The organism is Paenibacillus cucumis (ex Kampfer et al. 2016) (assembly GCF_019748695.1).
Taxonomy (GTDB): domain Bacteria; phylum Bacillota; class Bacilli; order Paenibacillales; family Paenibacillaceae; genus Paenibacillus; species Paenibacillus polysaccharolyticus.
This window is the reverse complement of the sequence record NZ_JACLIC010000010.1, coordinates 259395-281337: the sequence shown is the minus strand read 5'-3', so window position 1 is coordinate 281337 and position 21943 is coordinate 259395. Positions and strand designations below refer to the sequence as shown.

16 protein-coding genes are annotated in these 21943 nt (G+C 45.3%); 11 read left to right on the top strand and 5 right to left on the bottom strand.

Annotated features, from left to right (window positions below; translation table 11 throughout):
• Positions 1 to 9 precede the first annotated feature (9 nt).
• Positions 10 to 1854, bottom strand: a complete 1845-nt coding sequence (locus H7T88_RS07605; RefSeq protein WP_221787884.1) for an ABC transporter substrate-binding protein — start codon at positions 1852 to 1854, stop codon at positions 10 to 12.
• A 145-nt stretch (positions 1855 to 1999) separates the two neighbouring features.
• Between H7T88_RS07605 and H7T88_RS07600 the strand changes: the two genes are divergently transcribed.
• The 4 genes from H7T88_RS07600 (at position 2000) to H7T88_RS07585 (ending at position 6750) form a co-directional block, all read left to right on the top strand.
• Positions 2000 to 3304, top strand: coding sequence for an MFS transporter (locus H7T88_RS07600; RefSeq protein ID WP_221787882.1), 1305 nt, complete (start codon positions 2000 to 2002; stop codon positions 3302 to 3304).
• A 171-nt stretch (positions 3305 to 3475) separates the two neighbouring features.
• The gene (locus tag H7T88_RS07595; protein WP_090918145.1) at positions 3476 to 3703 is read left to right on the top strand and encodes a helix-turn-helix transcriptional regulator; all 228 of its coding nucleotides are present in this window, start codon (positions 3476 to 3478) and stop codon (positions 3701 to 3703) included.
• Entirely contained in the window at positions 3687 to 4466 is a 780-nt protein-coding gene (locus H7T88_RS07590; protein WP_221787879.1) for a DUF3169 family protein, read from the top strand. Before H7T88_RS07595 ends, H7T88_RS07590 begins: the two co-directional genes overlap by 17 nt.
• Before the next feature lie 106 nt (positions 4467 to 4572).
• On the top strand, positions 4573 to 6750 hold the full coding sequence (locus H7T88_RS07585; protein ID WP_260510769.1) for a serine hydrolase domain-containing protein: 2178 nt from the start codon (positions 4573 to 4575) through the stop codon (positions 6748 to 6750).
• A 71-nt stretch (positions 6751 to 6821) separates the two neighbouring features.
• Here the strand turns inward: H7T88_RS07585 and H7T88_RS07580 are convergent, their stop codons facing one another.
• Both H7T88_RS07580 and H7T88_RS07575 read right to left on the bottom strand, forming a co-directional pair.
• Positions 6822 to 7877 carry a hypothetical protein gene (locus H7T88_RS07580; protein WP_221787875.1) on the bottom strand — a complete coding sequence of 352 codons (1056 nt, stop codon included), beginning with the start codon at positions 7875 to 7877 and terminating at the stop codon, positions 6822 to 6824.
• Positions 7877 to 9712, bottom strand: coding sequence for an HSP90 family protein (locus tag H7T88_RS07575; protein ID WP_221787874.1), 1836 nt, complete (start codon positions 9710 to 9712; stop codon positions 7877 to 7879). Before H7T88_RS07575 ends, H7T88_RS07580 begins: the two co-directional genes overlap by 1 nt.
• Positions 9713 to 10072: 360 nt before the next feature.
• On the opposite strand from H7T88_RS07575, the gene H7T88_RS07570 reads away from it, so the two are divergent.
• The 3 genes from H7T88_RS07570 to H7T88_RS07560 all read left to right on the top strand — a co-directional run bounded on the left by H7T88_RS07570 (position 10073) and on the right by H7T88_RS07560 (position 12676).
• The gene (locus H7T88_RS07570) at positions 10073 to 10975 is read left to right on the top strand and encodes an ABC transporter ATP-binding protein (RefSeq protein ID WP_221787873.1); all 903 of its coding nucleotides are present in this window, start codon (positions 10073 to 10075) and stop codon (positions 10973 to 10975) included.
• Positions 10968 to 11801 carry an ABC transporter permease subunit gene (locus H7T88_RS07565; protein WP_221787872.1) on the top strand — a complete coding sequence of 278 codons (834 nt, stop codon included), beginning with the start codon at positions 10968 to 10970 and terminating at the stop codon, positions 11799 to 11801. Before H7T88_RS07570 ends, H7T88_RS07565 begins: the two co-directional genes overlap by 8 nt.
• Positions 11802 to 11878: 77 nt before the next feature.
• Complete coding sequence (locus H7T88_RS07560; protein ID WP_154890865.1) at positions 11879 to 12676, top strand: MurR/RpiR family transcriptional regulator; 798 nt, start codon at positions 11879 to 11881, stop codon at positions 12674 to 12676.
• 13 nt (positions 12677 to 12689) lie between these two features.
• On the opposite strand, the gene H7T88_RS07555 is transcribed toward H7T88_RS07560, so the two are convergent.
• Entirely contained in the window at positions 12690 to 13679 is a 990-nt protein-coding gene (locus tag H7T88_RS07555; protein WP_221787932.1) for a Gfo/Idh/MocA family protein, read from the bottom strand.
• A gap of 267 nt (positions 13680 to 13946) precedes the next feature.
• Here H7T88_RS07555 and H7T88_RS07550 point away from each other — a divergent pair, with 267 nt between their 5' ends.
• On the top strand, positions 13947 to 15233 hold the full coding sequence (locus H7T88_RS07550) for a DUF5050 domain-containing protein (protein ID WP_221787871.1): 1287 nt from the start codon (positions 13947 to 13949) through the stop codon (positions 15231 to 15233).
• Between the two features lie 248 nt (positions 15234 to 15481).
• Positions 15482 to 16879, top strand: a complete 1398-nt coding sequence (locus H7T88_RS07545) for a helix-turn-helix domain-containing protein (protein WP_221787870.1) — start codon at positions 15482 to 15484, stop codon at positions 16877 to 16879.
• A 45-nt stretch (positions 16880 to 16924) separates the two neighbouring features.
• Here the strand turns inward: H7T88_RS07545 and H7T88_RS07540 are convergent, their stop codons facing one another.
• A complete protein-coding gene (locus H7T88_RS07540) occupies positions 16925 to 17512 on the bottom strand; it encodes a GbsR/MarR family transcriptional regulator (protein WP_090918165.1) in 588 nt (195 codons plus the stop codon).
• Positions 17513 to 18005: 493 nt separating this feature from the next.
• Between H7T88_RS07540 and H7T88_RS07535 the strand changes: the two genes are divergently transcribed.
• Together H7T88_RS07535 and H7T88_RS07530 are read left to right on the top strand one after the other, a co-directional pair.
• Complete coding sequence (locus tag H7T88_RS07535) at positions 18006 to 19235, top strand: quaternary amine ABC transporter ATP-binding protein (protein ID WP_154890862.1); 1230 nt, start codon at positions 18006 to 18008, stop codon at positions 19233 to 19235.
• Positions 19201 to 21801, top strand: coding sequence for a glycine betaine ABC transporter substrate-binding protein (locus tag H7T88_RS07530; protein WP_221787869.1), 2601 nt, complete (start codon positions 19201 to 19203; stop codon positions 21799 to 21801). The genes H7T88_RS07535 and H7T88_RS07530 overlap by 35 nt, the downstream gene beginning before the upstream one ends.
• Positions 21802 to 21943: the final 142 nt, after the last annotated feature.

Here is a 21943-nt window from a genome sequence, read left to right as displayed (position 1 = left end):
ATTTCTTGTCTACCATAGCGGGATATACACCGGATAACTTGTCTCCGTATTCGGCGCATCTGTTTTTCTTTTAATCCAAAGTTGCCGCAAATCCGGCAAACCATAGCCTGAAATTTTGTAATTCCGTAGCGAGACATCATGGGCGTGCACTTCTTTGAAAGCATATACCGGCAGTATAAGCGCCTCTTCAATCAGCCGCCCCTCCAGTTGAATTAATCTTTCCATACGTAGCACAGGTTCCTGAAACATAACGATATTTTCACATGCTTGGGCAAGCTCGCCTCTCCAATAATCATTCATTGCAAGCAGAAATAACGTATTTCCGAATGTATACATCGTTATCAGACTCCGCATCACATGCTCATCAAATACTTCCCCCGTATAGATCATCTCATAAGGCTGAAGTTCGTCATGATAGACCATATGAACAGGATCGCCAGTCACAACAGCTATGTTTAAACCCACTGATTCACAACGCTTGGCAAACCAAGCCATATCTGCCTCCATCTGCTTCCCTTCTTCAACCCAGACTCGCAACGGTTGTCCCTGGTAAGCACTGCGCTCAAGCAACGTTGCTGCCTGTACAAGTCCCGACTTGTCCGATCCCGTCTGACCTGTCACAGCCTCTTCAGAAGGAATTACATTTTGTTGCTCCCGTGCTCGAATACGAATCAAACGATCGGCCTTCTCCATGTAAGGATTGTCCATTGATTCAACCAACTGATCCGAATCGAGTAACAATCGGACAGCTTGACGGAAATAAAGATCATGATGAGGGCCTTCCTTTTGCATATTAAACGTCATAAATACACCGCCCTGAATCTCATGCTCCACAGAACGAAGTTCACCGTCTGAAAATAGACGCTTCTTAACTAAAGATTCAGTCAAGTCTGCTTGAGGAAGCTGCCAGAATTCAACCCGATCAATATATGCTCGGCCTCGGAAATAAGTCGGGAATACCTCCATTACCAACAAGGTCGCGTCATGATGCATAATTCGATAAGGTCCTGTTCCAATCGGACGAAGGGATTCCATTTGTACATCCCAAGGTACAATCGAAGCACACAAACTGCTCAGCAGATCAGGCAACATGAAGTTAGGCTTATGTAGCACAAAGCGTACGGTCAGGTTGTCTATCAATTCAACATGTTGAATTGAACCAAACATGGTTTTGCAAGGATTATCAGGATCAGTAACGATACGATCAAACGTAAATTTAACATCTGCTGCTTCCATCACACGACCATGATGAAACTGAACGCCTTTGTTCAGATAAAACGTCCACTCTCTGCCCTCCTGATCACTCTCCCACGCTATAGCCAGACTTGGCTCACATTGCTGCCGCTCTGCATTGTAATGAACCAGACGGTCAAAAACCTCAGTGATAATAAAACCTTCCCCCCACATCGCCGTCTGCGTTGGGTCAAAGGTCTGGAAAGGAGTACTCTGCGGAATTCGTAATGTATCCGTTCTACCTGCAACCCCTTCAATGGAACGTAGACCAAATTGAAGTTGCAGATTATGCAACAGCCTCTCTCTTAACTGAGGTGGCAGGGAGGAGGACATTTCATAGGCTTCTTCCATCCTGTTTGCATGCAAAAGCTGATCAAAACGTTCTGCAGCAACTTCTGCCACTGGCTTGCAAAAGACCAGAATTGACTTTTTTCCTCTTCCGCGCTGCGGGCTCCATCTTGCCCAACCATGCTCCTGAAACTTGTTCATAATCAGATTCATGTTACGCATCGTACAGCACAGATAATCCGCAAGTTCACCTATAGTGATGTAAAGCTCTTGATCATCATGTACATGCTTAAGCTTCAAGCGCAATTGTATATAATGCTCCGATATATCCATGCGATGTATGTCCCTCCGAATGGTCCATTTTCTTTGTTCCCTAAAATACGAAACATGAACGACTATGTATACAGTTTTTCTTCCGGTTTTATTTTATTATACTCGATAACATCAACATGACCACAGGAAGGAAGACATACTTGCTATGAAATTTACTGATTTGCACTCGAATATTAAAATTCGAATTGTTACTGATTTTTTTACTGATCTGACACAAAAGACTGTTCTTCCGTTTATGGGGATTTATCTGAGTATACAGATTGGCGTTGGATGGGCAGGTCTCCTACTGACCGTTAATATTGCTGCTTCCATGCTGGCGGGACTTGGTGTTGGATACTTGTCTGATCGAATGGGACGTAAAAAACTGATGGTCATCGCCCAAAGTCTGCAGGTATTTTCTCTATTCTGGCTCGCAGCTGCCAATTCACCCTGGATGAATTCTGTCACACTTACATGTCTTATGTTTCTACTTAGCAGCATCAGTTCAGGGATAACCGCTCCGATTGCAAGTGCCATGATTGTTGATGTAAGCAGTGAGCAGGAACGTCATTACATCTATGGTTTGCAGTACTGGACAACCAATGTAGCCATAACTTTCGGTGCATTGCTGGGAGGCCTTTTATTTGAATCATTTCGTTTTCTGCTGTTTAGTCTGGTATGTGCGGAAAGTATCGTAACCTTGCTAATTCTACTATTTCTAATTCATGAAACAATGGTAAATAAACATTACGTTTCAATTAATTCAGCAAATGACCCATTTGTATCTCCACCATCTGAACCCTCTGGACAATTGAAGTCAGCTTTACAAAACAACATGTTAAACACGTACAAAAAAATACTTCGCGATAAACGTTTTATGGTCTTTTTTACAGCAACCGTTCTTGCAGTTGCCCTTGAATTTCAGTTGGATAAATATATTGCCGTAAGGTTAAAAAATGAATTTGCTTCAGAATTTCTCGGCTTTCATATATCGGGCCTTCACATGTTCAGCATAGTCATGATCATCAACACAGTAATGGTTGCCTTAATTGCCATTCCATTCGGCAAGTACATCAGACGCATCAGTTCCAAAACGATCATAACAGCCGGAATGCTCCTCTATACCTCTGGTTTTGTCGTTCTGGCTTTCAGTAACTGGGCATGGTTGCTTATAACTTCTGCTGTACTGTTCACCATTGGGGAGCTTATGTATTCACCTGTGCGTCAGGTTCTTCTAGCCGGCATCATTCCCGATTCAAACCGCGCGGCATACCTGGCAGCTGATGGACTCAGCTATAATGTTGCCGCTCTGCTGGGAAGTCTTGGCCTGGCAATAGGAGCTCTCTTCCCTTCATATGTGATGGCCGGTTTATACCTGACAGCAGGTTTGGGAGCCCTTTTCTTTTTTCGAATGTCACTTCGAGCAGAGGCCAAACGCAATCCAAACACTTCCTTTGCAGATGCCTCTTAAGCAATATCTATCCATAGACGCAAATAAACATTTGAGAGCCTTTCGGGGCTCTTTTTTACGTTTATTCGAGTTCTTTCATCATCTTTAACAGTAAACAATCATATTCATTTTGTATATTATACTTTACATTTAGTCGATTATCATATACATTGTATTCATGGAGGTGAGTACATGGAAGAATTACACAATCACGTTCGGGAGTTACGAGCCAGAGACCGATTGTCTCAGGCAGAGCTGGCGAAGCTCATCGGAGCATCAAGGCAAACCATTGCTCTGATTGAACGCGGAGATTATTCTCCCTCGGTCGTTCTGGCATTAAAAATAGCTCATGTGTTCGGCGAATCTGTTGAAAAAATATTTGAATTGAAAGGTGGAAATATAGATGAATCCAACCGCTAATACCTCATCCAAAAAAAGAAGAATGCGTCTTCCGCTCTATGCCGCTGGCGGTGCTGTTGTCGGATTTATTTCCTCAGCCGCAATCACCAAGCTTCCCTCTGATCTGAACTGGACCCTGTCCGTTTATTACGATTACGACCTGCTGTTTGCCCTGATCGCTCTGGCGGTGCTTGTTATGACCATTTGGAACAGCATTAGTCTGGCTCGTACTCCTTCTGCCCGTCCTGAAGAAGATGAAGCGGATGATATAAGTGACCCTCCCTCCTTGATGTCCCCTGCTGAACGTTCGCTGGGAAGCGCCATGATGCTTAGCACGTTCAGTGTGATTACTTCATTTGCATGGGTCGCCCTTGCCTTGTCGTTATACGCATCGAGTAGAGACTTGCCCAAGTCTAGCAATCTGTTTACGCTTGGAAATTTGGTCGCCGCCTGCATCGCTGTAATCATCGTCGTTGTCCTGCAGAGCGTGACGATCAAACGTTACAATCGCTACTTCCCTGATCGCGCACTGGACTTGAACTCCCGCAACATGCAGAAAAATCACTTCGAAAAGCTGGATGAGGGCGAGAAATGGATCGTGTATCGCGCAGCCTATCGCTCGTTTCAGATGATGAATCTCCTGCTTGGCGTCGGTATGGCCGCTTTAGTCGTATATTCGATCTTATTTTCCTTTGCCGCTTTCCCGATCATACTGCTGTCAGTCATCTGGATCATCAACATCGGCGTTTATTTTCGTGAAACTTATCGTGCTCAGAAGCAGTAATACACAGTGAACTACCTACTTTGGTAAAAATGACTAAAGGAGTGATGACGTGCATTTATTCAATCGAAATACCCGGTCCAGATGGAGCGCCCTGACCAGCGCATGCATGGCACTTGTTCTTTCTCTCAGCCTCTGGGCTCCCCAGGTGCAGGCTCAGACCGGGGCAACAGCCCCTGACACTGACGGTTCGAAACAGCCTGTAACACTGAATGCCGAATCGGCTAATGCTTTTCTGGATAAGTTCTTTGCTTCATCTGAAACCAAACCACATTACGTTGGCGCGTCTGTCGTCGTTGTAAAGGATGGTCAGGTAATTGCAGAAAAAGGATACGGCCATGCCGATCTGGACAAAAAAACACCTGTCGATCCGAAAAACACCGCTTTTCGTGTCGCCTCTGTCTCCAAAACCTTCACAGCCGCTGCGGTCATGCAGCTTGTTGAGCAAGGTAAAGTCGACCTGAAGGCTGATTTTCAGACCTATGTGAAGGGTTTGCACTTCGAGAATCCATTCGATGCGGAAGTAACCGTAGAACATCTGTTGACACATACCACCGGGTTTGAAATCCGTGATCCACAGCCGGAAGACATCCACACAGACCAAGGCAAGTACATAACGATGGAGGAATACGCCGAGCAGCACATGCCTCCTGTTGTGCGAAAGCCTGGTAGCGCCTACATGTACGATAACTTCTCGTTTTTGCTACTCGGGTTGATCGTCGAAAATGTCAGCGGCGAGCCGTTTGAAACGTACATGCAAGAGCACATCTTTAAGCCTTTAGGCATGAACAACAGCAGTTTTATGCTAGATGAAAAATTCCAGAAACAGCTTGCCACTGGTTATGATGCAGCTCACAATCCGGTTGACATGTACTTCATTGATCCCAATCCATTGCCACAAGGCGGCATGCTGTCTACCGCGGATGACATCGGCAAGTTTATGATTGCCTTTCTGAATGACGGCAAGAAAGATAACCAGCAGATTTTGAAATCAGCAACCGTGAAAAGTATGGAGCAGTATCGCTCTTCCATTCACCCGTTGCTGCCGGATAGCACGTACGGATTCGAAGCACCATTTCAGCTCCCTGGGGCGGGAAGCAGTTCCAAAGTAATCACCAAAGCAGGCGACCTGTCAGGTTACAGCTCTTATCTATTTTTTATTCCTGAGCAGAACACAGGCGTCTTCCTTACCTATAATCAGAATGGAGCTCTGCGTAACCTGCTCTACTCGGCCTTTATTCAAAACTTCTTTCCTCAGTACGCTAAACCCGTACAATTAAAGGATTACACACCGCAACCTGCGGAAGAGTTGCAACGTTTCAACGGTTTTTATGCCGACCTTCGGATCAGTGCACTCATCAGCAAACTGCAAACTGGCGGTGAAACGTCCAGTCAATTAAGCATTAGTGATCCGTATCTGGGTGAACGTAAGCTGATTCAAGTGGAAGACAATCTGTTCACGGATGAATTAACAGGACAGTTCACAGCCTTCAAAACCTATGAAGATGGAACAACCTACATGAGAGAGCCGTATCTCAACCCATTCGGATATGCCAAAAAAGGGAAAAAAGCGGCGGGCTTCCTGGATGTTAAGAAGAACAATCCTTATGCTCAAGCGATCCATAGCTTGCAATCGCTTGGATATTTCGAAAATGAAGCTAACCAGTCTTTCATGCCTAAAACGACTGTAACTCGTGCGGAATTTATCGAGGATATTCTTAAATTAAGTGGACTCAAGCCTAGCAAAACACCAGCGCCTGCAGACACCGACTGGGCTGGCCATGCCTCAGCTGGCTATATCCAGCTTGCTTATGAAATGGGTATGATTACAGGTGCAGACGAGAAACAGTTTAAACCCGATCAAGCCATTGTTCGGCAAGAAGCAGCAGTTATGATATGGAGAGTATTTCAGCTGCAGTATCCAAGCGAACTGTTTAAGAACGTTAAACTTGCAGGCCACACAGATGCTTGGGCTGTGCCTGCAGTGCAAATGATGGTGAAGCTGGGTATCTACGGCCCTGAGGTCAAAATGCTGGAGGACAATGCTGCAGATTACCTCTCACGCAAACCTCTCATTCGTCAGGAACACGCTGCGATCATGTATGCGTTAATTACACAGCCGACCGATCGCATCGTCGCTGAATTGATAGCTGCACAACAGCCAGCACAACCACAGCAGCCATCAGCGGAGGATGCAGCTAAGAATGTTGAAGCACCTGAGAGCAAGCCAGAGACTACACCAATGCCAACGACAGAAAGCGCTCCTCCAGCAACATCCGTTCAATAATTATGCTATACAAGTAAATGACAAAAAGGCTTGTTCGAAAGGATTTCTCCTTTACGAACAAGCCTTTTAAATTATGCAATTAATGAGGATACATGTGTGTTTCCGTTGCGCTGATCAAACTTGGCTGCGGTAGCCTGGGCATACTCTTCAAAATAATCTGCAAGTTTGAGCAGGTTTCCCGGATCTCCCTCATACGAGAAGGAAGCTGGCAGACGCAGACGATACCCTTCTGAGTCCTTTTCTTCAGCCCAGCGCCGCAATAACGAAGCTGCCTTTGCATAATACATCATTTTGGCATACGCATCTTCATGATCGGCTGCAAGCACCAGTGTTTCCTCGAGGATATCAATCCCTTTGGCCGGATTCGTAAGTGCGAGATACTCCATCTGCTCGGAAAAACTCTGCACGAAATCATTCTCACCTTTGATTAAACGATATCCTTTAACCTGATGTTTATCTGCCTCATCCTTCCGTCCCAGACGATACAGTGGCATCAGAACTTCGGATAAGGTCAGATGTGGGATCTCCGCACAGCTCATGCGTCCTTTGAGAATCGGCTTGGCCACTTCCAGCACCTTCTCGTCGTCTCCCTTTAACATAAAATAACGCAAAATCTCGTCCTGCTCACACGCCTCGCAGTCACTCATGAAGTCGCGGTCTAACGCTCTAAACTTGTCATAACTGCGCCCCGCTTCTTCCAGCTCTCCGAAATCCATAAAAATGCGAAAACGGTAGTACCAGTAAGAACGTTCGCTATACCCATAAGACTTGAACCGTGCCCCGAAGTCCTCTAACAGCTCCATAATCTTTTCACGTGAGATTTCCGGGAAATCGGGCATTTTGCCAAGAATCCATTTATAAGACCACAATAACGTTTCTTCATCATACAGCTCTGGTTGCTGATCAAACTTGCCTAGTTGCCAGGAGAAAGCGATCAAAGCTTTCATCGGATATCCACAGAAGGTGGCGACATCCACAATCTCTGAACGTGCTTCGTATGCCTCCTCAACCATACCATTGAGATCAGCCACCCGTGCTGCTTCCTCCAAAAAACCAAGCTTTGCGGAACCATTCGGCAGCTGATAGGCCTCTTCCATCAAATCTTCGAATTCCATCTCTGTCTTCATCAGGCATCTCCCTCATGATTCGTATTTGCGCTTAAACCCCAATCAATAAACCGTACAATTCCCTGGTTCAATACTTCAAGCTCCTGCTTGTTCATGGCGTAATGCCCCATCATCAGTGCATTGACATACAACATTTCAATAGCAATCGGTGTCATCTGATTATCTGGTGACGTCAACACCCGTTTAATGATGGGATTATTCACATTCAGATACAACGTCGAGTATCCTGCCGAATTAATACCTGATGACAACGACCCAAGAACAGATGAGAATAAGTCGGTACTCTCTTCGCTGGCTTTTTCCAACGCACGTAGCGTGGATGATTCCTGCGAAAGGGTAAACAACACTGGCAAGTCAGCGGGCTTGAATCCTTTCACTTCTGCGCGGCAGCGGAAACGTTGTAACGCCGAATCTGCCAGACGCAATGCATCATAATATTGGTTGCGCTCAGCTGGTGCAATATCTGTGAACGTCATCGATACTTCATCTGGCTCAATTCGCTCGGTCTCTACATGATTCAGTATGACAGGCAACATCCCCATCAGCTCTTTATCGTAGATGTAACCTGCGTTAACGACCAACATGGACTGTGCAGAAGCCACATGGTGGATCTGGCGGTATTCATCAATGGTACTGGTATAGTACAGTGTCTCTCCTTCATCAATCAGTTCACCCAGTTCCCGGTGTCCTCGCGTTGTATCGAAAGGCAACCAGCGGTGAATCATCGCGTAAAATTCCTGATCCTGAACAGCCAGCGCCTTCATCGAAAGGGCGTGCAGACGAATCAACTTCTGTAGACGTTCAGTCTGCTGTTCAGCCATTTCGGTAAGTCCCATCCGCAAGGCGTCTCCGAGCTCGGAGCGCACTTCTTCCAGCTTTTCATTTTCATAAAAATGCTCTCTTGAAGCTGTCGGCTGCAGCTCGTCGGTCCAGATCAGACATTTTACAAAAAACGCCCACTCCGGCAAAATATTCTCGGCCTTCTCCGAAATAAGCATTCGCTTCAGATAGACCCGGTGAGAACGCTTGGCATTCAAATTCACGGCGTGCGGCAACACATAGGCAATGCCTCCCGTGCGCCCCGAAGCCGTTGTCAGCGGGATGAAATCCTGGAATTTCTCCCCAAGCAGACGTTCACCAAACGCAAGCACTTCCGCACGGCAGGAACGAGCAAGCTCTGGACGTGTTAACCAAATCGGAGAATCCTGATTTACGACAGAATGCACCCCGTCATGAATCAACGTGACTGGATAAGGCAGGAGCGCACCATAATAAAATAAAGCTTCTTTCACATACTCCGCTTCAAAGTAGTGTGCCGCCTCCGGCGTACAACGCAGATATACTTTCGTTCCGGGAGACAATTGCGTGTCCAACTGCCTAATCGTATACGTACCATCCGGCTTGCCGCGCCACTCCATGGAAGGGCCGCCCTTCACCGATTGAGTCAGCATGACGATCTCATGACTGACCATGAAACAGCTCAGCAGACCAATACCAAAACGTCCAATAAACGATGTCTCGCCATCCAGCAATGCCTGTTGTCCCCGCTTCGAGGATTGTCCAATCATAGCTAGAAACTCATGGATGTCCGCTTCGGTCAAACCAACTCCGTTGTCCTCCACCATCATCGTCAATTGATCTCCGGTTCCTGTTAGCTCAATACGAGCTTCTCCCTGATATCCCGGTTCCACTTCCTTGCGTGCCGTAATCGCATCTGTTGCATTCTGCATAAGCTCACGCAGGAAAACTTTTGGACTGCTGTATAAATGATTCGATAAAATTTGGATCATTCCGCTCAGGTTGACCTGAAAACGATATTCATTCGGTGTACTCATGAACCACTTCACCTTTCCTTTGGGTCTAACACAGCACTTAGCCCGCTTTAACATCTTCACACTGAATAAATGGATGTGTTAGACGAACTCATTATGTATATATCGGCCTATACTCTATTACTCCATTATCTATAGCAATGAAACAGCAATCAAACGGCCTTCATACCTTCTTTTCAAGGATACATCGTACAGCCTGTCAAAAAAACAAACCTTAGACCCGATTTGGTGAAATTTCCCGGGGAATTATGCACTAGAATTTCAGGACTATTGAAGCAATAATATATTTCTTTAGTCTTAGTTGAACGATCTGACACCGCTGGACGTATAATTATCAAATTAGAAAACGGACGGTGATTATACATGATTGAGGTTCTCAATATAAACAAATATTTCGGTGAGCATCAAGCGCTACAAGATGTCAGCTTCACGATTCAACAGGGCAGTATAACCGGGCTTATTGGCCCAAACGGCTCGGGTAAAACAACCCTCATTCGGATCATGAACGGAGTTCTGGGCGCAAACAGCGGGCAGGTTACCATCCAAGGCATGGATACATCAATAGAAACAGAAAAGGTGCTGGGAATCTGCGGAACACTGACCGAGCAAAGTGGCTTGTACGAAAATATGAGTGGGCGGGATAATCTTCTGTTTTTTGCGGATGCCTTTGGGCTAAAACGTGCAACTGAACGCATTGACGAGTTGGTGCATCTCCTTGAGATTCAGGATTACCAGCATCGTAAGGTCGGTACCTATAGCACAGGGATGAAGAAACGTTTAGGTCTGGCACGGGTGCTGTTGCACCGCCCTTCGATTCTGTTTCTCGATGAGCCGACCAACGGTCTCGATCCTGACGGAATCCAGATGGTTCTTCGCATCATTCGTCAGTTAAATACGGAGCTGAACCTGACGATTCTCATCTCCTCACACGTACTTACTCAGCTTTCCGCCGTGTGTGATCATTATATTTTTATGGAAAAGGGTCGTGTTGTTGAGAAAGGGACTGAACAGGAGATCATTCAGCGTTATCAATCCGCACCGCGGCTAGAGGTCGAAGCAGATATGCCAAACGGTTGGAAGACGGGGATTTATTCGCCTGAGACGGTTACAGCGCATACAGCAACATACCAACTCTCGTCTCGTGAACATATTCCGTTGCTGCTTCGGCAGCTGACCGAGCATGGTCAGGTCTATCAGGCACGTATGGAAGGCAATGATCTGGAAAGCATCTATTTTGCGATAAGGGAGGCGAATGCACATGAATAATCGTCAGGCGATACGTGCACTCATTCGTAAAGATATTCGTTCTGTCACATCCAGTGTGCAACTATGGCTGCCTATGCTTATTGTACCGCTAATTATCGGAATCATTGTTCCCTCTGCTATGTTGTGGGTTGCATCCCGCGTGGATCTACATTCGATAAGTAACCTAAATGTTGTATTGGATACATTAGACAAGCTCATTCAGAGTGGACAGTTGCCCTCCCTTGCTACCATGACCACAGACAATCAACGCATTGTTTATTTTCTTGGCTTGTATATGTTCGCCCCCTTGTTTCTCATCATTCCAGTGATGGCTTCCAGCATCCTGACTGCCAACAGTTTCGCTGGCGAGAAGGAACGCAAGACACTGGAAGGTTTGCTATTTACACCAATGAGCATGAGTACACTGTTTAGAGGTAAAGTTCTGGCTGCTTTCATTCCGTCAGTGTTGTTGTCCTGGGTGACCTTCATCATCTATGGGGTCATTGCCAACATCCTGATGTACCCGATCTTTGGCACACTGATGTTTCCGAACTGGAACTGGATCATTCTGATCCTTTGGGTAGTCCCTACATGCAGTTTAGCCGTTATTCTCCTCAATGTGCTGATCTCGGCTAAAGTACGGGGATTTCAGGAAGCTTACCAGCTTGGCGGACTTGTTGTCTTGCCCCTGATTGCCCTGATTGCTGGTCAGGCTACCGGCATGTTAATGATTGGGCCATGGATGTTGCTGGGCACCGGTGCAGTGATGCTGCTCACGAGCTTTATTTTACTCCGTCTCGTAACCATGTGGAACCGCCGTCAGCAACTTGCGGAGAGTCAGATCTGATTGAGAAATAAACAGACGCGAGTTATGATGTGGAGACATGTACTTGGGATGATTATAGAGAGGAATGGAACAACAGCATGGAATACAACCTACTCCAGAAATTAAAATATGCTTCATCATTAACGGCACAGGAGAAGCATATTGTGGACTTTATCCTGAACGACCCCGAAGTTGTATTCCACTCTACAGCCCATGAACTGGCTCAGCAGACTTATACAAGTGCGTCCACTATTGTTCGTCTATGCAAAAAGCTGGGTACCAAAGGGTACCCAGACTTTCAGTTAAAGCTTGCGCTAGAATATCAACAACATCCCTCTTCCCCCTTACGGACGCCGGATCATACAATCACAGAACAAGGCAATGTACTGGCTGCGATTGACTCTGTTCCCTACCTATATCACCAGGCGCTGGATGAGACACACCGTATGTTAAGCGCTCCTGTTCTAGTAAGAATCGCGAATTGGGTCAAAGAATCCGCACGTATCGATATCTACGGTAGCGATATGAATTATTATTTGGCACAGCAAGCTTGTGCCAAATGGAACGAGCTTGGCATTGCGGCGGTGGCACACAATGGTCCCAACATGCATTATTTAAATACAATGAATACCAGTCAGTTCATCCTGTCTTTTGTCATATCTCATACGGGAGAGAACTCATCCATGATTGAAGCTGCCAGAGTACTGAAGAATATGCAACGTAAAGTCATCGCCGTGACCGAAAACAATCTTTCAACACTGTCCAGACATTGTGATGAAACACTGCTAAGCTATGGTTATAACGAACAATTGAGGTTATCCAAAATGTCTTCCATGATCTCGGTACTCTATCTGTTTGATATGCTGTATATGGCGAGCATCAGCGACAACTACTGAGATTTATCATTAATCATTTATCCGCGTCCGCGGCAAAAATAATTCCCGCATTTTTGCGAGCTTCCGCCAGTACGTTCATTACAGAACGGCTGTGTTGAAGCAGTTCATAACACCGCTTATAGTTTTTAGCCAAATAAATATCTCTGAACACTTCCCACTCATAGTACAGCCAATTGGCTTTGTTCTGCGCACTATACTCCTCAGATGGCTCTTTCCCGATCTGAAGCTTGATTTCCCGGCAACCGTTCGCTCCTCCTACAACCTGAAGGTACCCTTTTTCTCCTTGGATGAGCACAAAGTTCATGCCATTCGTATCTTTAGCACCTACACATTCTGCAATGAACTCGGGATACTTGAGGACCACAACTCCTGATGTATCAATGCCGTTCGCATGCTGATTCGCTGTATACGATACGGTATTCGGACTGCCAAACAAACTCATAACCAGATGCAGATTGTAAATGTTGATATCCATCAGCGCTCCACCAGAGAACTCGGGATTAAATACGTTCGGTGTCTGCCCCGCTAGAAGATCATTGTATTTACGGGAGTATTGACTGTAGTTACACTGAATCAGTTTGATCGCACCAAGCTTTGGTAGTTGCTCCTCGATGATTTTGATATTGGGCAAATGAATGTTGGAGATGGCCTCAAACAACAGCAGGTTCTTTTCTTTTGCAAGTGCAATCAGCGTTTCTGCTTCCTGAAGCGTGGACGTGAACGGTTTTTCACATACAACATGTTTACCATGTTGAAGTGCCTGATAGGCCTGTTCATAATGCATACTATTGGGCGAAGCAATGTAAACGAGATCTACATTTTGATCCGAAAGTAAGGACTCCAGGTCTGTATAGATTGTACTTACCCCATATTTACCTGCAAGCTCTTGCGCAGTCTCTCTCTTACGGGAGTACATCGCTGTGACCTTGACATCCTCCAGTTCATTGATCGCGGATAAAATGGCATCTACAATGGAACCTGTACCTATGGTTGCTATCTTCATCATATCGTTTCTCTCCTGTCGTTGTGGTTCAGTCACAACCATGTTACCACGTCCAAATTAGGTGGAGAATATTTCAGGACGAGAATGGTAGCATCATGCGCAAATGGATTTCAAGTTGAACCGAGTATGAAATTCAATTTCATTCTCTTGCTTTTTCTCCTTCTATCCCCGCTCTCATCCCCATTCTAGATCTAACATAAATTCCATAGTTTACCGATATAACATAAGAAATTGACGACATATATATCTAAGGGGGAGGAAGCAAGAATGAAAACAGGGTATACATACGTACAACGCACCCTCTGTGCATTGCTGTTATTTACACTCATTACAGCAGTTACATTAACAGGCGGAACCGCTGCCCAAGCAGCTTCGCTAAGCCAGTCAACCGTCTATTATGAATCTGATGGCGTACTTTACAAAGTATCCGGAGATGGTAGCAATCCAGCAGAAGTATTAATTGATTTTGAAGGCGTAGATTTGACTGCAGCGGGATCATATCTCTACTACACTCAGTCCTCTACTTCCACAACATTACTTCGCGTTCCAAATGACGGTTCCAGTGATGAACCAGAGACATTCGCTTCCGATGTCATCAATTATTATGCGGATAACGGATTTATCTACTACATAGACTCCAAGGGAAGCATATATCGTGCCAATGGCGACCAAGGTATATCATCTGCAACCAAAATTGCGGACAAAGTTAATACGGACCACCCACTTCTAATCGTGACCAAAGGACGTGTGTACTATAATACCTTGGTTGGCGGGAATACGTGGGTGGCTTCCAAAGCATCAAACGGTACTGGAAACGTACAGAAGCTGGCCCAAGGTGCTGTAGAGAGTCGTTATTTTGTGAACTTTGCCAAAAATGAATTACAACTCATGGTCAACACCAATCCTGACGAGCAATATTACTCTACAAAAGCTATTGTGATGTACAAGGCCAACTACAACACAGGTAAAGGCACGGCCGTGAATGCAAAAGCCAAGCTTGATGTAAATGCCGTTTATTCCGGTGGCTGGAGCAACAATCTATATGTGTACAATAGTGGTATTAAGCTGGACAGCAACAAGGATTATAACTATACCCTGGGCAAAGCTTATGCATTGACAACATCCGGTAAAACATTTCAGCTTCACTCCAAAAGCGTGCGAGAAGTCAGTGCAGTTGGAACAGACAAGGTGGTAATCATTGATGCGGATCAAAAAGCGTACGCCAAAACGGTTACTGCGAGCAAGGTGAGTAAAACGTCTAATCTCAACTTGAGCAACGTAACCTATGTTACGAATCAATGGATGAATGATAAACCGGAGGTTGTCTACATTTCTGGCAAAAATGGTCTTTATGCAGTCAATCCATCTCTAAAAGTAAGCAAAATAGCCGCTGACGAATGGGAAACGTTCCACTTGCGTGATGATGTTCCAGGAATCTTCTACATCCATGCGAAAGATGAATTCCGTTTATATCATTCAGAGGCCAATGGAACAGGGCAACAAGCATTAAGTGATATTTTCCTGGACAATATTCTTTTGATTACACTGAATTAAGTCCTTTCCAGATTCGTTAGATTTCAGGTTTGATTAATAATGTAAGGATAAGATGGCTCTACAGCTTTGGTGCTGGGTGTCATCTTTTTATTGTGCTCACATTTTGACGTATATGTTACATTCGACGTATAAAATTTTCATTTTTCTTTTCACGTTTTCTGTTTTGTCGAAATTATTTTTCAAAAACGCCTTCCATTTGAGAATGATAATTGTTATCATTAAGAAAATAAGACAAAAGGATGGTCCGTATGAATGAATCGTTTCCCGTATTAACCGAAACCTCTTCTTTACCGCTACTCTCTTCAATGTGCCGAGTACGTCGTGGGAAAAATTTCCGTATACAAGGCATCACGGTAAGCCGGCCCATACTTTGTCTTATTTTAAAAGGCAACGGCCTTCTGGTTCTGGACGACATCGTTTACGAAGCACAGGCTGGTGAACTGTTTCTGATCAAACCCGGCTTGACTATCGATGCAGTGGCTCATTCAGGAATCACTGAATTCCTTATGTTAAGTATGGAACAAGTCAATATGCAGCGAGTACGAGGCAAATGGAACATGACCGCTTCTTCCTATCTTCCATTTGAATGGCAGGCTGGCAAAATGCGCATCCGGCATGAACAGCAGGCAGCAGAACGAATGGCCAAGTTGTATGATTCCTATCGAGGGGAACTTGCAGAGCATTTTGTCAGCATACATAGTCAGTTACATGAACTTCTACAATTCCTGTCAGAGCATCGATTGGAAGAAAACCTTGAAAAGGTAGATCCCGCACTGGAGCGTAGCATTTCATATATGCGTCGTTTCATGAGTGAAGGTATTAGCATGGATCATCTGGCCAAAATCGCCGGACTGACCCCAAGCTCATATTCCCGCAGCTTCAAAAAAGCAAAAGGCATGTCACCTACCGATTATCTCAATCGGCTACGGATTGAAGAAGCCAAAAAGCAACTGATAGAGGAAAACTGTGTTCTCAAAGAGGTTGCAGAATCCGTTGGATATGGCAATGAATATTATTTTAGTCGTAAATTCAAGCAGATGACTGGCATTGCGCCAAGTATATATATGAAGAAACATCGGTTACGTGTAGCCACAATATCTAGCGCTGGCTTTGATGAGCACCTACACTCCTTGGGATTGAAGCCAGTTGAATCACTGAATTTGGGCCATAGTCAGAATAAGAAGACAGCGGAGCAAGAACGTAATCTAACGAACCAACTGGAACAACTTCGCAAAGCTAAACCTGATCTGATTATTGGTGACGTGTCCTGTCAACCTTATACTGATCAACTGAAAGGTATTGCCCCTGTCGTCATTGTCGAAGTGACCGATGATTGGAAAGAGACTCATATTCGGTTGGCAGAGCTTACCGGGCGTGAGAAGCAAGCAAAGCACAATTTCAAGGAACTTGCACTTCATCGGTTGGAAGTCGCTCCATCCTCTACATTTACATCGAGTCGCGACCGGAAGCATGTCGTTTGGACAGACCGAATGAATTCTCCGCTTATTCATTCACAAGCCAAAGGCTCCACATTGCGGATTCCCTCACAACATATACAGCGGAAAAAGAAAAACCTATTGAAGCCCGTTGTCATGCATCCTTCTACGGCATTGGTACACGAAAACTTGAGTGTCATCGGGCGTTAAAAAGCAAAGGGACCCTTCCTGACGGAATGGGTCCTTGTTTCGAGCTTATAACTGTTCTTTCATTTCTTCTTTAATCTCTTCTTTTGGAACAAGCTTATAGATTTCTTCATCTTCCATCGTATCAATAAGCCTGTCGAGCCATCGGTAGTATGCTTCCGCTTGCAATACTTTACGCTTGTCCTCATGCAGTACTTGCAGAAGCTCAGCGTCAGTCTGTTCATCAAGCTGATCCATCAACCGGTTCATCTCATCTACGGATTTACGAAGAATCTGAAGGTTGCTCTCCACCGCTTTTCTCCATTTAATGGCGAAATAATCCGTAAACGTCTGATGCCAGTCATACTCCACTTCATATAGATCTTTTCTGGAGCCTTTGCTCCACACCTTATTTACCATTTTTAGATCCAGCAGAGTTCGTACTCCGGTGCTCATGCTTGTTTTGCTCATTTCCATTTCCCGGCCCATATCATCAAGGGTCATCGGTTTTTCTGCGAAAAATAGCAATCCATATAAATGTCCCGTGGACAACGTTACGCCGTATAGATCCATATTTCGTCCAATGGCTTCGATAACGCGTTTACGGATCTTCAGCACCGCTGTCTGCTGATCCTCTTGCAAATGGTCCAAGCTCATGCTTGCAACCTCCATTCTGACATTCCAGTCTTGGCAAAAAATCAGCATGTTCAAGCTCTGCTTACATGGGAAAGCATGTAACTGGATATTCTATAAGCTAGAAAACACCTCACACCCAATGGATTATCTTGGGAACTTTACCATGCTTCAATTTGCCTACGATGATCATTTAACCAAAAAAATAAGCTTTAATTCAGCTCATTTTCTATTGTAGGAAAAGCAATAATAAATGTAAAGATGTCTGATTAGCCATAATAAGGAGATAAACAGAGCATTTCGAAGGAAAACTTTGTACAGTTTTTACTGTATAAACATTATGTACTGTTTATTCGGTTGCTATACTGGTTAACTATTGTTAGAATACAAACCGTTACCCAGAAAGACGGGAAGCGAAGCAAAAATTACCGGATTTCGTGGCTGGGCGCACAAGTGTATGGGCTTGTGGTTGCTGAAGGCCGTTCGAAGTGCACAACACATCAGAAGGGGTGAAAACATGACCATACTTGAAGTAAAAAACGTAAGTAAACTGTTTGGCCCCCAAACCGAGCAAGGTCTTGAATTACTGGAGCAAGGTTGGGGCAAAGAAAAGTTGGCCAAAGAAAAACAAATAACGGTTGGTGTCAATCGGGTCAACATGGAAATTAAAGAAGGCGAAATCTTCGTTATTATGGGCCTGTCCGGTAGTGGTAAGTCCACACTGGTTCGGATGTTCAATCGCCTGATTGAACCAACATCCGGAGAAATACTGGTTCATGGCAAAGATTTGCGAAAAATGAACAAAGAACAATTGCGTGAAGTACGCCGGAAAACGATCAGTATGGTGTTTCAGAAGTTTGCGTTGTTTCCGCACCGCACTGTTCTTGATAATGTGGAATATGGTTTAGAAATTCAAAAGGTAGATAAGGAAGTTCGCCGTGAGAAAGCCAAGACCTCACTCGAACTGGTTGGCCTTAAAGGCTGGGAAGACAAAATGCCGGATGAACTGAGCGGCGGGATGCAGCAACGTGTCGGCCTCGCTCGGGCACTTGCGAATGACCCGGAAGTACTGCTGATGGACGAAGCCTTCAGTGCGCTTGATCCATTGATTCGTCGTGATATGCAAGATGAGTTGATTGAGCTTCAGGATAAGATGAAAAAGACGATTATTTTCATTACCCATGACTTGGACGAAGCGCTGCGCATCGGCGATCGGATTGCTCTTATGAAAGACGGCGCCGTTGTGCAGATCGGTACACCGGAGGAAATTATGATTCAACCGGCCAACTCATACGTGGCCCGCTTCGTCGAAGACGTGGACTTGTCCAAGGTCCTCACAGCATCACACGTTATGCGTCGTCCTGAAACCATTACAACAGATCGTGGTCCCCGTGTTGCTCTCGAGTTAATGCGTGAGCGTGGGATATCGAACCTGTTTGTCATTGACCGCTCCAAAAAATTGCTGGGCGTCATTACAGCAGAAGACGCAACCCGTGCAATGCGCGAAAATAAAGTATTAAACGATATTCTGATTACAGATGGTCCGACAGTGTCGCCTGAAACTCTCATTCATGAATTGTTTGAGATTGTAAGTTCAGCCCATGTGCCACTCGCCGTTGTAAGCGAAACTGGCCGTCTGCAAGGCGTTATCGTTCGCGGAGCCCTGCTCGGTGCACTAAGCGGTGAAGTCGCAACAAAGGAGGAACCTGTGAATGATTCCCAAAATACCACTAGCATCGTGGATTGAATCCATCGTTGACTGGATGAGCTCCTCGCTCTCCGGATTGTTTAAAGTGATCTCTGTCGTTATTCAGGAAGTAGTCGGATTTTTCTCGGGGCTGTTTATGTTGCCTCATCCGCTCCTGTTTATTGCTATACTAGGTGTACTGGCGTTTTTGGTAGGCAGATTGCCTCTTACCCTGTTTACTGTTATCGGATTCCTGCTTGTCGATAACCTGGGCTACTGGTCTCAATCCATGGACACGCTCGGTCTTGTTATCACGTCAGGATTGATCTCAATTCTGGTCGGTGTGCCTGTTGGTATCTGGCTGGCATACAGCAAAACGGCTGCACGGATTATCACACCGCTGCTTGACTTCATGCAGACGATGCCAGCATTCGTTTATCTGTTGCCAGCCGTTACGTTCTTCAGTCTCGGCGTTGTTCCCGGCGTTATAGCATCGGTGATCTTCGCTATTCCGCCAACCATTCGTCTGACTCACCTGGGGATTAAGCAAGTTTCCAGTGAACTGGTTGAGGCAGCGGATGCTTTTGGATCAACTTCGGCTCAGAAATTGTTCAAGGTACAGCTTCCGCTCGCCTTGCCTACGGTGATGTCCGGTATTAACCAGACCATCATGTTGTCCCTGTCCATGGTTGTTATTGCATCCATGATCGGTGCACAGGGTATCGGTGCAGAAGTGTACCGTGCTGTAACGCAGCTTCAGATTGGTAAAGGTTTTGAAGCCGGTCTTGCTGTCGTGGTACTTGCCATCGTGCTTGACCGCTTTACGCAAAATTTGTTTATGCCTGGCCGCAAAAAAACTTCTCGTGTCTCTACGAAACAAAAGGCATGGATTACTGCAGCGGCAACACTACTTGTACTTGTTGCTGGCTTCTCTCAATACTTCACGGGCAGCACAACATCTGCTGGTGGCAACAACGGAGCAGCCAATGCTGTAGGTAAGGAAGTGAACTATCAGATTATTGGTATCGATCCAGGTGCAGGCATTATGAAATCAACCGCCAAAGCCATCAAGGATTATAACTTGTCAGACTGGAACCTGATTGAAGGTTCGGGTGCCGCGATGACCGCTACACTGGACAAAGCCATCAAAAACGAACAACCAATCATCATTACTGGCTGGACTCCTCACTGGATGTTCAACAAGTATGATCTGAAATATTTGGAAGACCCCAAAAAATCGTTTGGTGATGCCGAAGAAATTCATACCATCGCTCGTAAAGGCCTGAAAGAAGATCACCCGGTTGCTTATGAGTTCCTGAAGCGCTTTAAATGGACTTCGGATGAGATGGGTGAGATGATGATTGCCATTCAGGATGGTACATCCCCTGAACAGGCTGCCAAAGATTATGCAGAGAAACATGCGGATCAGATTGACGAATGGACAAAAGGTCTGACACCGGTGAACGGTGATGCGTTCAAACTGAGTTATGTTGCATGGGATTCCGAGATTGCAAGTACCAACTTGCTGAAATATGTCATGGAGAACAAACTCGGATACAAAGTCAACGCACTTCAAGTTGAAGCTGGACCTATGTGGACGGGTGTGGCCTCAGGTGACGTAGATGCATCTCCTGCGGCCTGGTTACCACTGACACATGCTGACTACTGGGAACGTTACAAAGATCAAGTTGAGGACCTTGGAGCCAATATGACAGGTGTACGCACAGGTCTGGTTGTTCCTAAATATATGACGGACGTTAACTCGATTGAAGATTTGGAAACGGGGGCTTCAACTTCTGGTTCATCCTCTGAACCTGCGGCAAATGCCAACGTTGGAGATGAAGTCAACCACCGGATTATCGGTATTGACCCAGGTGCCGGTATTATGAAATCCACCGCCAGTGCCATTGAAAAATATGGCCTGACCAACTGGAATTTGGTAGAAGGGTCCGGCGCAGCCATGACGGCTACGCTGGACAAAGCTTACAAGAATAAAGAACCAATTATTATTACAGGTTGGACTCCGCATTGGATGTTCAACCAATATGACCTGAAATATTTGGAAGATCCCGATAAAGTCTATGGAGATGCCGAAGAAATTCATACCATCGCTCGTAAAGGTCTGAAAGAAGATCATCCGGTAGCTTATGAATTCCTGTCCCGCTTCAAATGGACTTCGGATGAGATGGGCGAGATGATGATTGCCATTCAGGACGGTACCTCACCGGAACAAGCTGCCAAAGACTATGCTGAGAAACACAAAGATCAGATTGATGAATGGACGAAAGGTCTGACACCCGTGAACGGCGATACGTTCCGTCTCGGTTATGTTGCCTGGGACTCCGAGATTGCAAGTACGAACCTACTGAAATATGTAATGGAAAAAAATCTCGGTTATAAAGTCAATGCACTGCAAGTTGAAGCCGGACCAATGTGGACGGGTGTTGCATCGGGCGACGTGGATGCTTCTCCGGCTGCATGGCTTCCTCTGACACATGCTGATTATTGGGCTAAATACAAGGATCAATTGGATGACCTTGGTGCCAATATGACAGGTGTAAAAACGGGGCTTGTTGTACCAGCATACATGGATATCAAATCCATCGCAGACTTAAAGGATAAATAAATCTTTTCTCTTGTTCAAACATTCTTTGCAGTAAGTTGATTTTGTTCTTATAGCATTGTTTCTTTTAATGAAAACGGCCTATCTCGAATGTACGAGATAGGCCGTTTTCGTTTAACTAACAAAGAGACGAAAAGGGCCTTTG

Coding starts and splice junctions, on each gene's coding strand:
- H7T88_RS07605 (WP_221787884.1), bottom strand. CDS start 1,854: ATGGATATATCGGAGCATTATATACAATTGCGCTTGAAGCTTAAGCAT.
- H7T88_RS07600 (WP_221787882.1), top strand. CDS start 2,000: ATGAAATTTACTGATTTGCACTCGAATATTAAAATTCGAATTGTTACT.
- H7T88_RS07595 (WP_090918145.1), top strand. CDS start 3,476: ATGGAAGAATTACACAATCACGTTCGGGAGTTACGAGCCAGAGACCGA.
- H7T88_RS07590 (WP_221787879.1), top strand. CDS start 3,687: ATGAATCCAACCGCTAATACCTCATCCAAAAAAAGAAGAATGCGTCTT.
- H7T88_RS07585 (WP_260510769.1), top strand. CDS start 4,573: ATGGCACTTGTTCTTTCTCTCAGCCTCTGGGCTCCCCAGGTGCAGGCT.
- H7T88_RS07580 (WP_221787875.1), bottom strand. CDS start 7,877: ATGAAGACAGAGATGGAATTCGAAGATTTGATGGAAGAGGCCTATCAG.
- H7T88_RS07575 (WP_221787874.1), bottom strand. CDS start 9,712: ATGAGTACACCGAATGAATATCGTTTTCAGGTCAACCTGAGCGGAATG.
- H7T88_RS07570 (WP_221787873.1), top strand. CDS start 10,073: ATGATTGAGGTTCTCAATATAAACAAATATTTCGGTGAGCATCAAGCG.
- H7T88_RS07565 (WP_221787872.1), top strand. CDS start 10,968: ATGAATAATCGTCAGGCGATACGTGCACTCATTCGTAAAGATATTCGT.
- H7T88_RS07560 (WP_154890865.1), top strand. CDS start 11,879: ATGGAATACAACCTACTCCAGAAATTAAAATATGCTTCATCATTAACG.
- H7T88_RS07555 (WP_221787932.1), bottom strand. CDS start 13,679: ATGAAGATAGCAACCATAGGTACAGGTTCCATTGTAGATGCCATTTTA.
- H7T88_RS07550 (WP_221787871.1), top strand. CDS start 13,947: ATGAAAACAGGGTATACATACGTACAACGCACCCTCTGTGCATTGCTG.
- H7T88_RS07545 (WP_221787870.1), top strand. CDS start 15,482: ATGAATGAATCGTTTCCCGTATTAACCGAAACCTCTTCTTTACCGCTA.
- H7T88_RS07540 (WP_090918165.1), bottom strand. CDS start 17,512: ATGAGCTTGGACCATTTGCAAGAGGATCAGCAGACAGCGGTGCTGAAG.
- H7T88_RS07535 (WP_154890862.1), top strand. CDS start 18,006: ATGACCATACTTGAAGTAAAAAACGTAAGTAAACTGTTTGGCCCCCAA.
- H7T88_RS07530 (WP_221787869.1), top strand. CDS start 19,201: ATGATTCCCAAAATACCACTAGCATCGTGGATTGAATCCATCGTTGAC.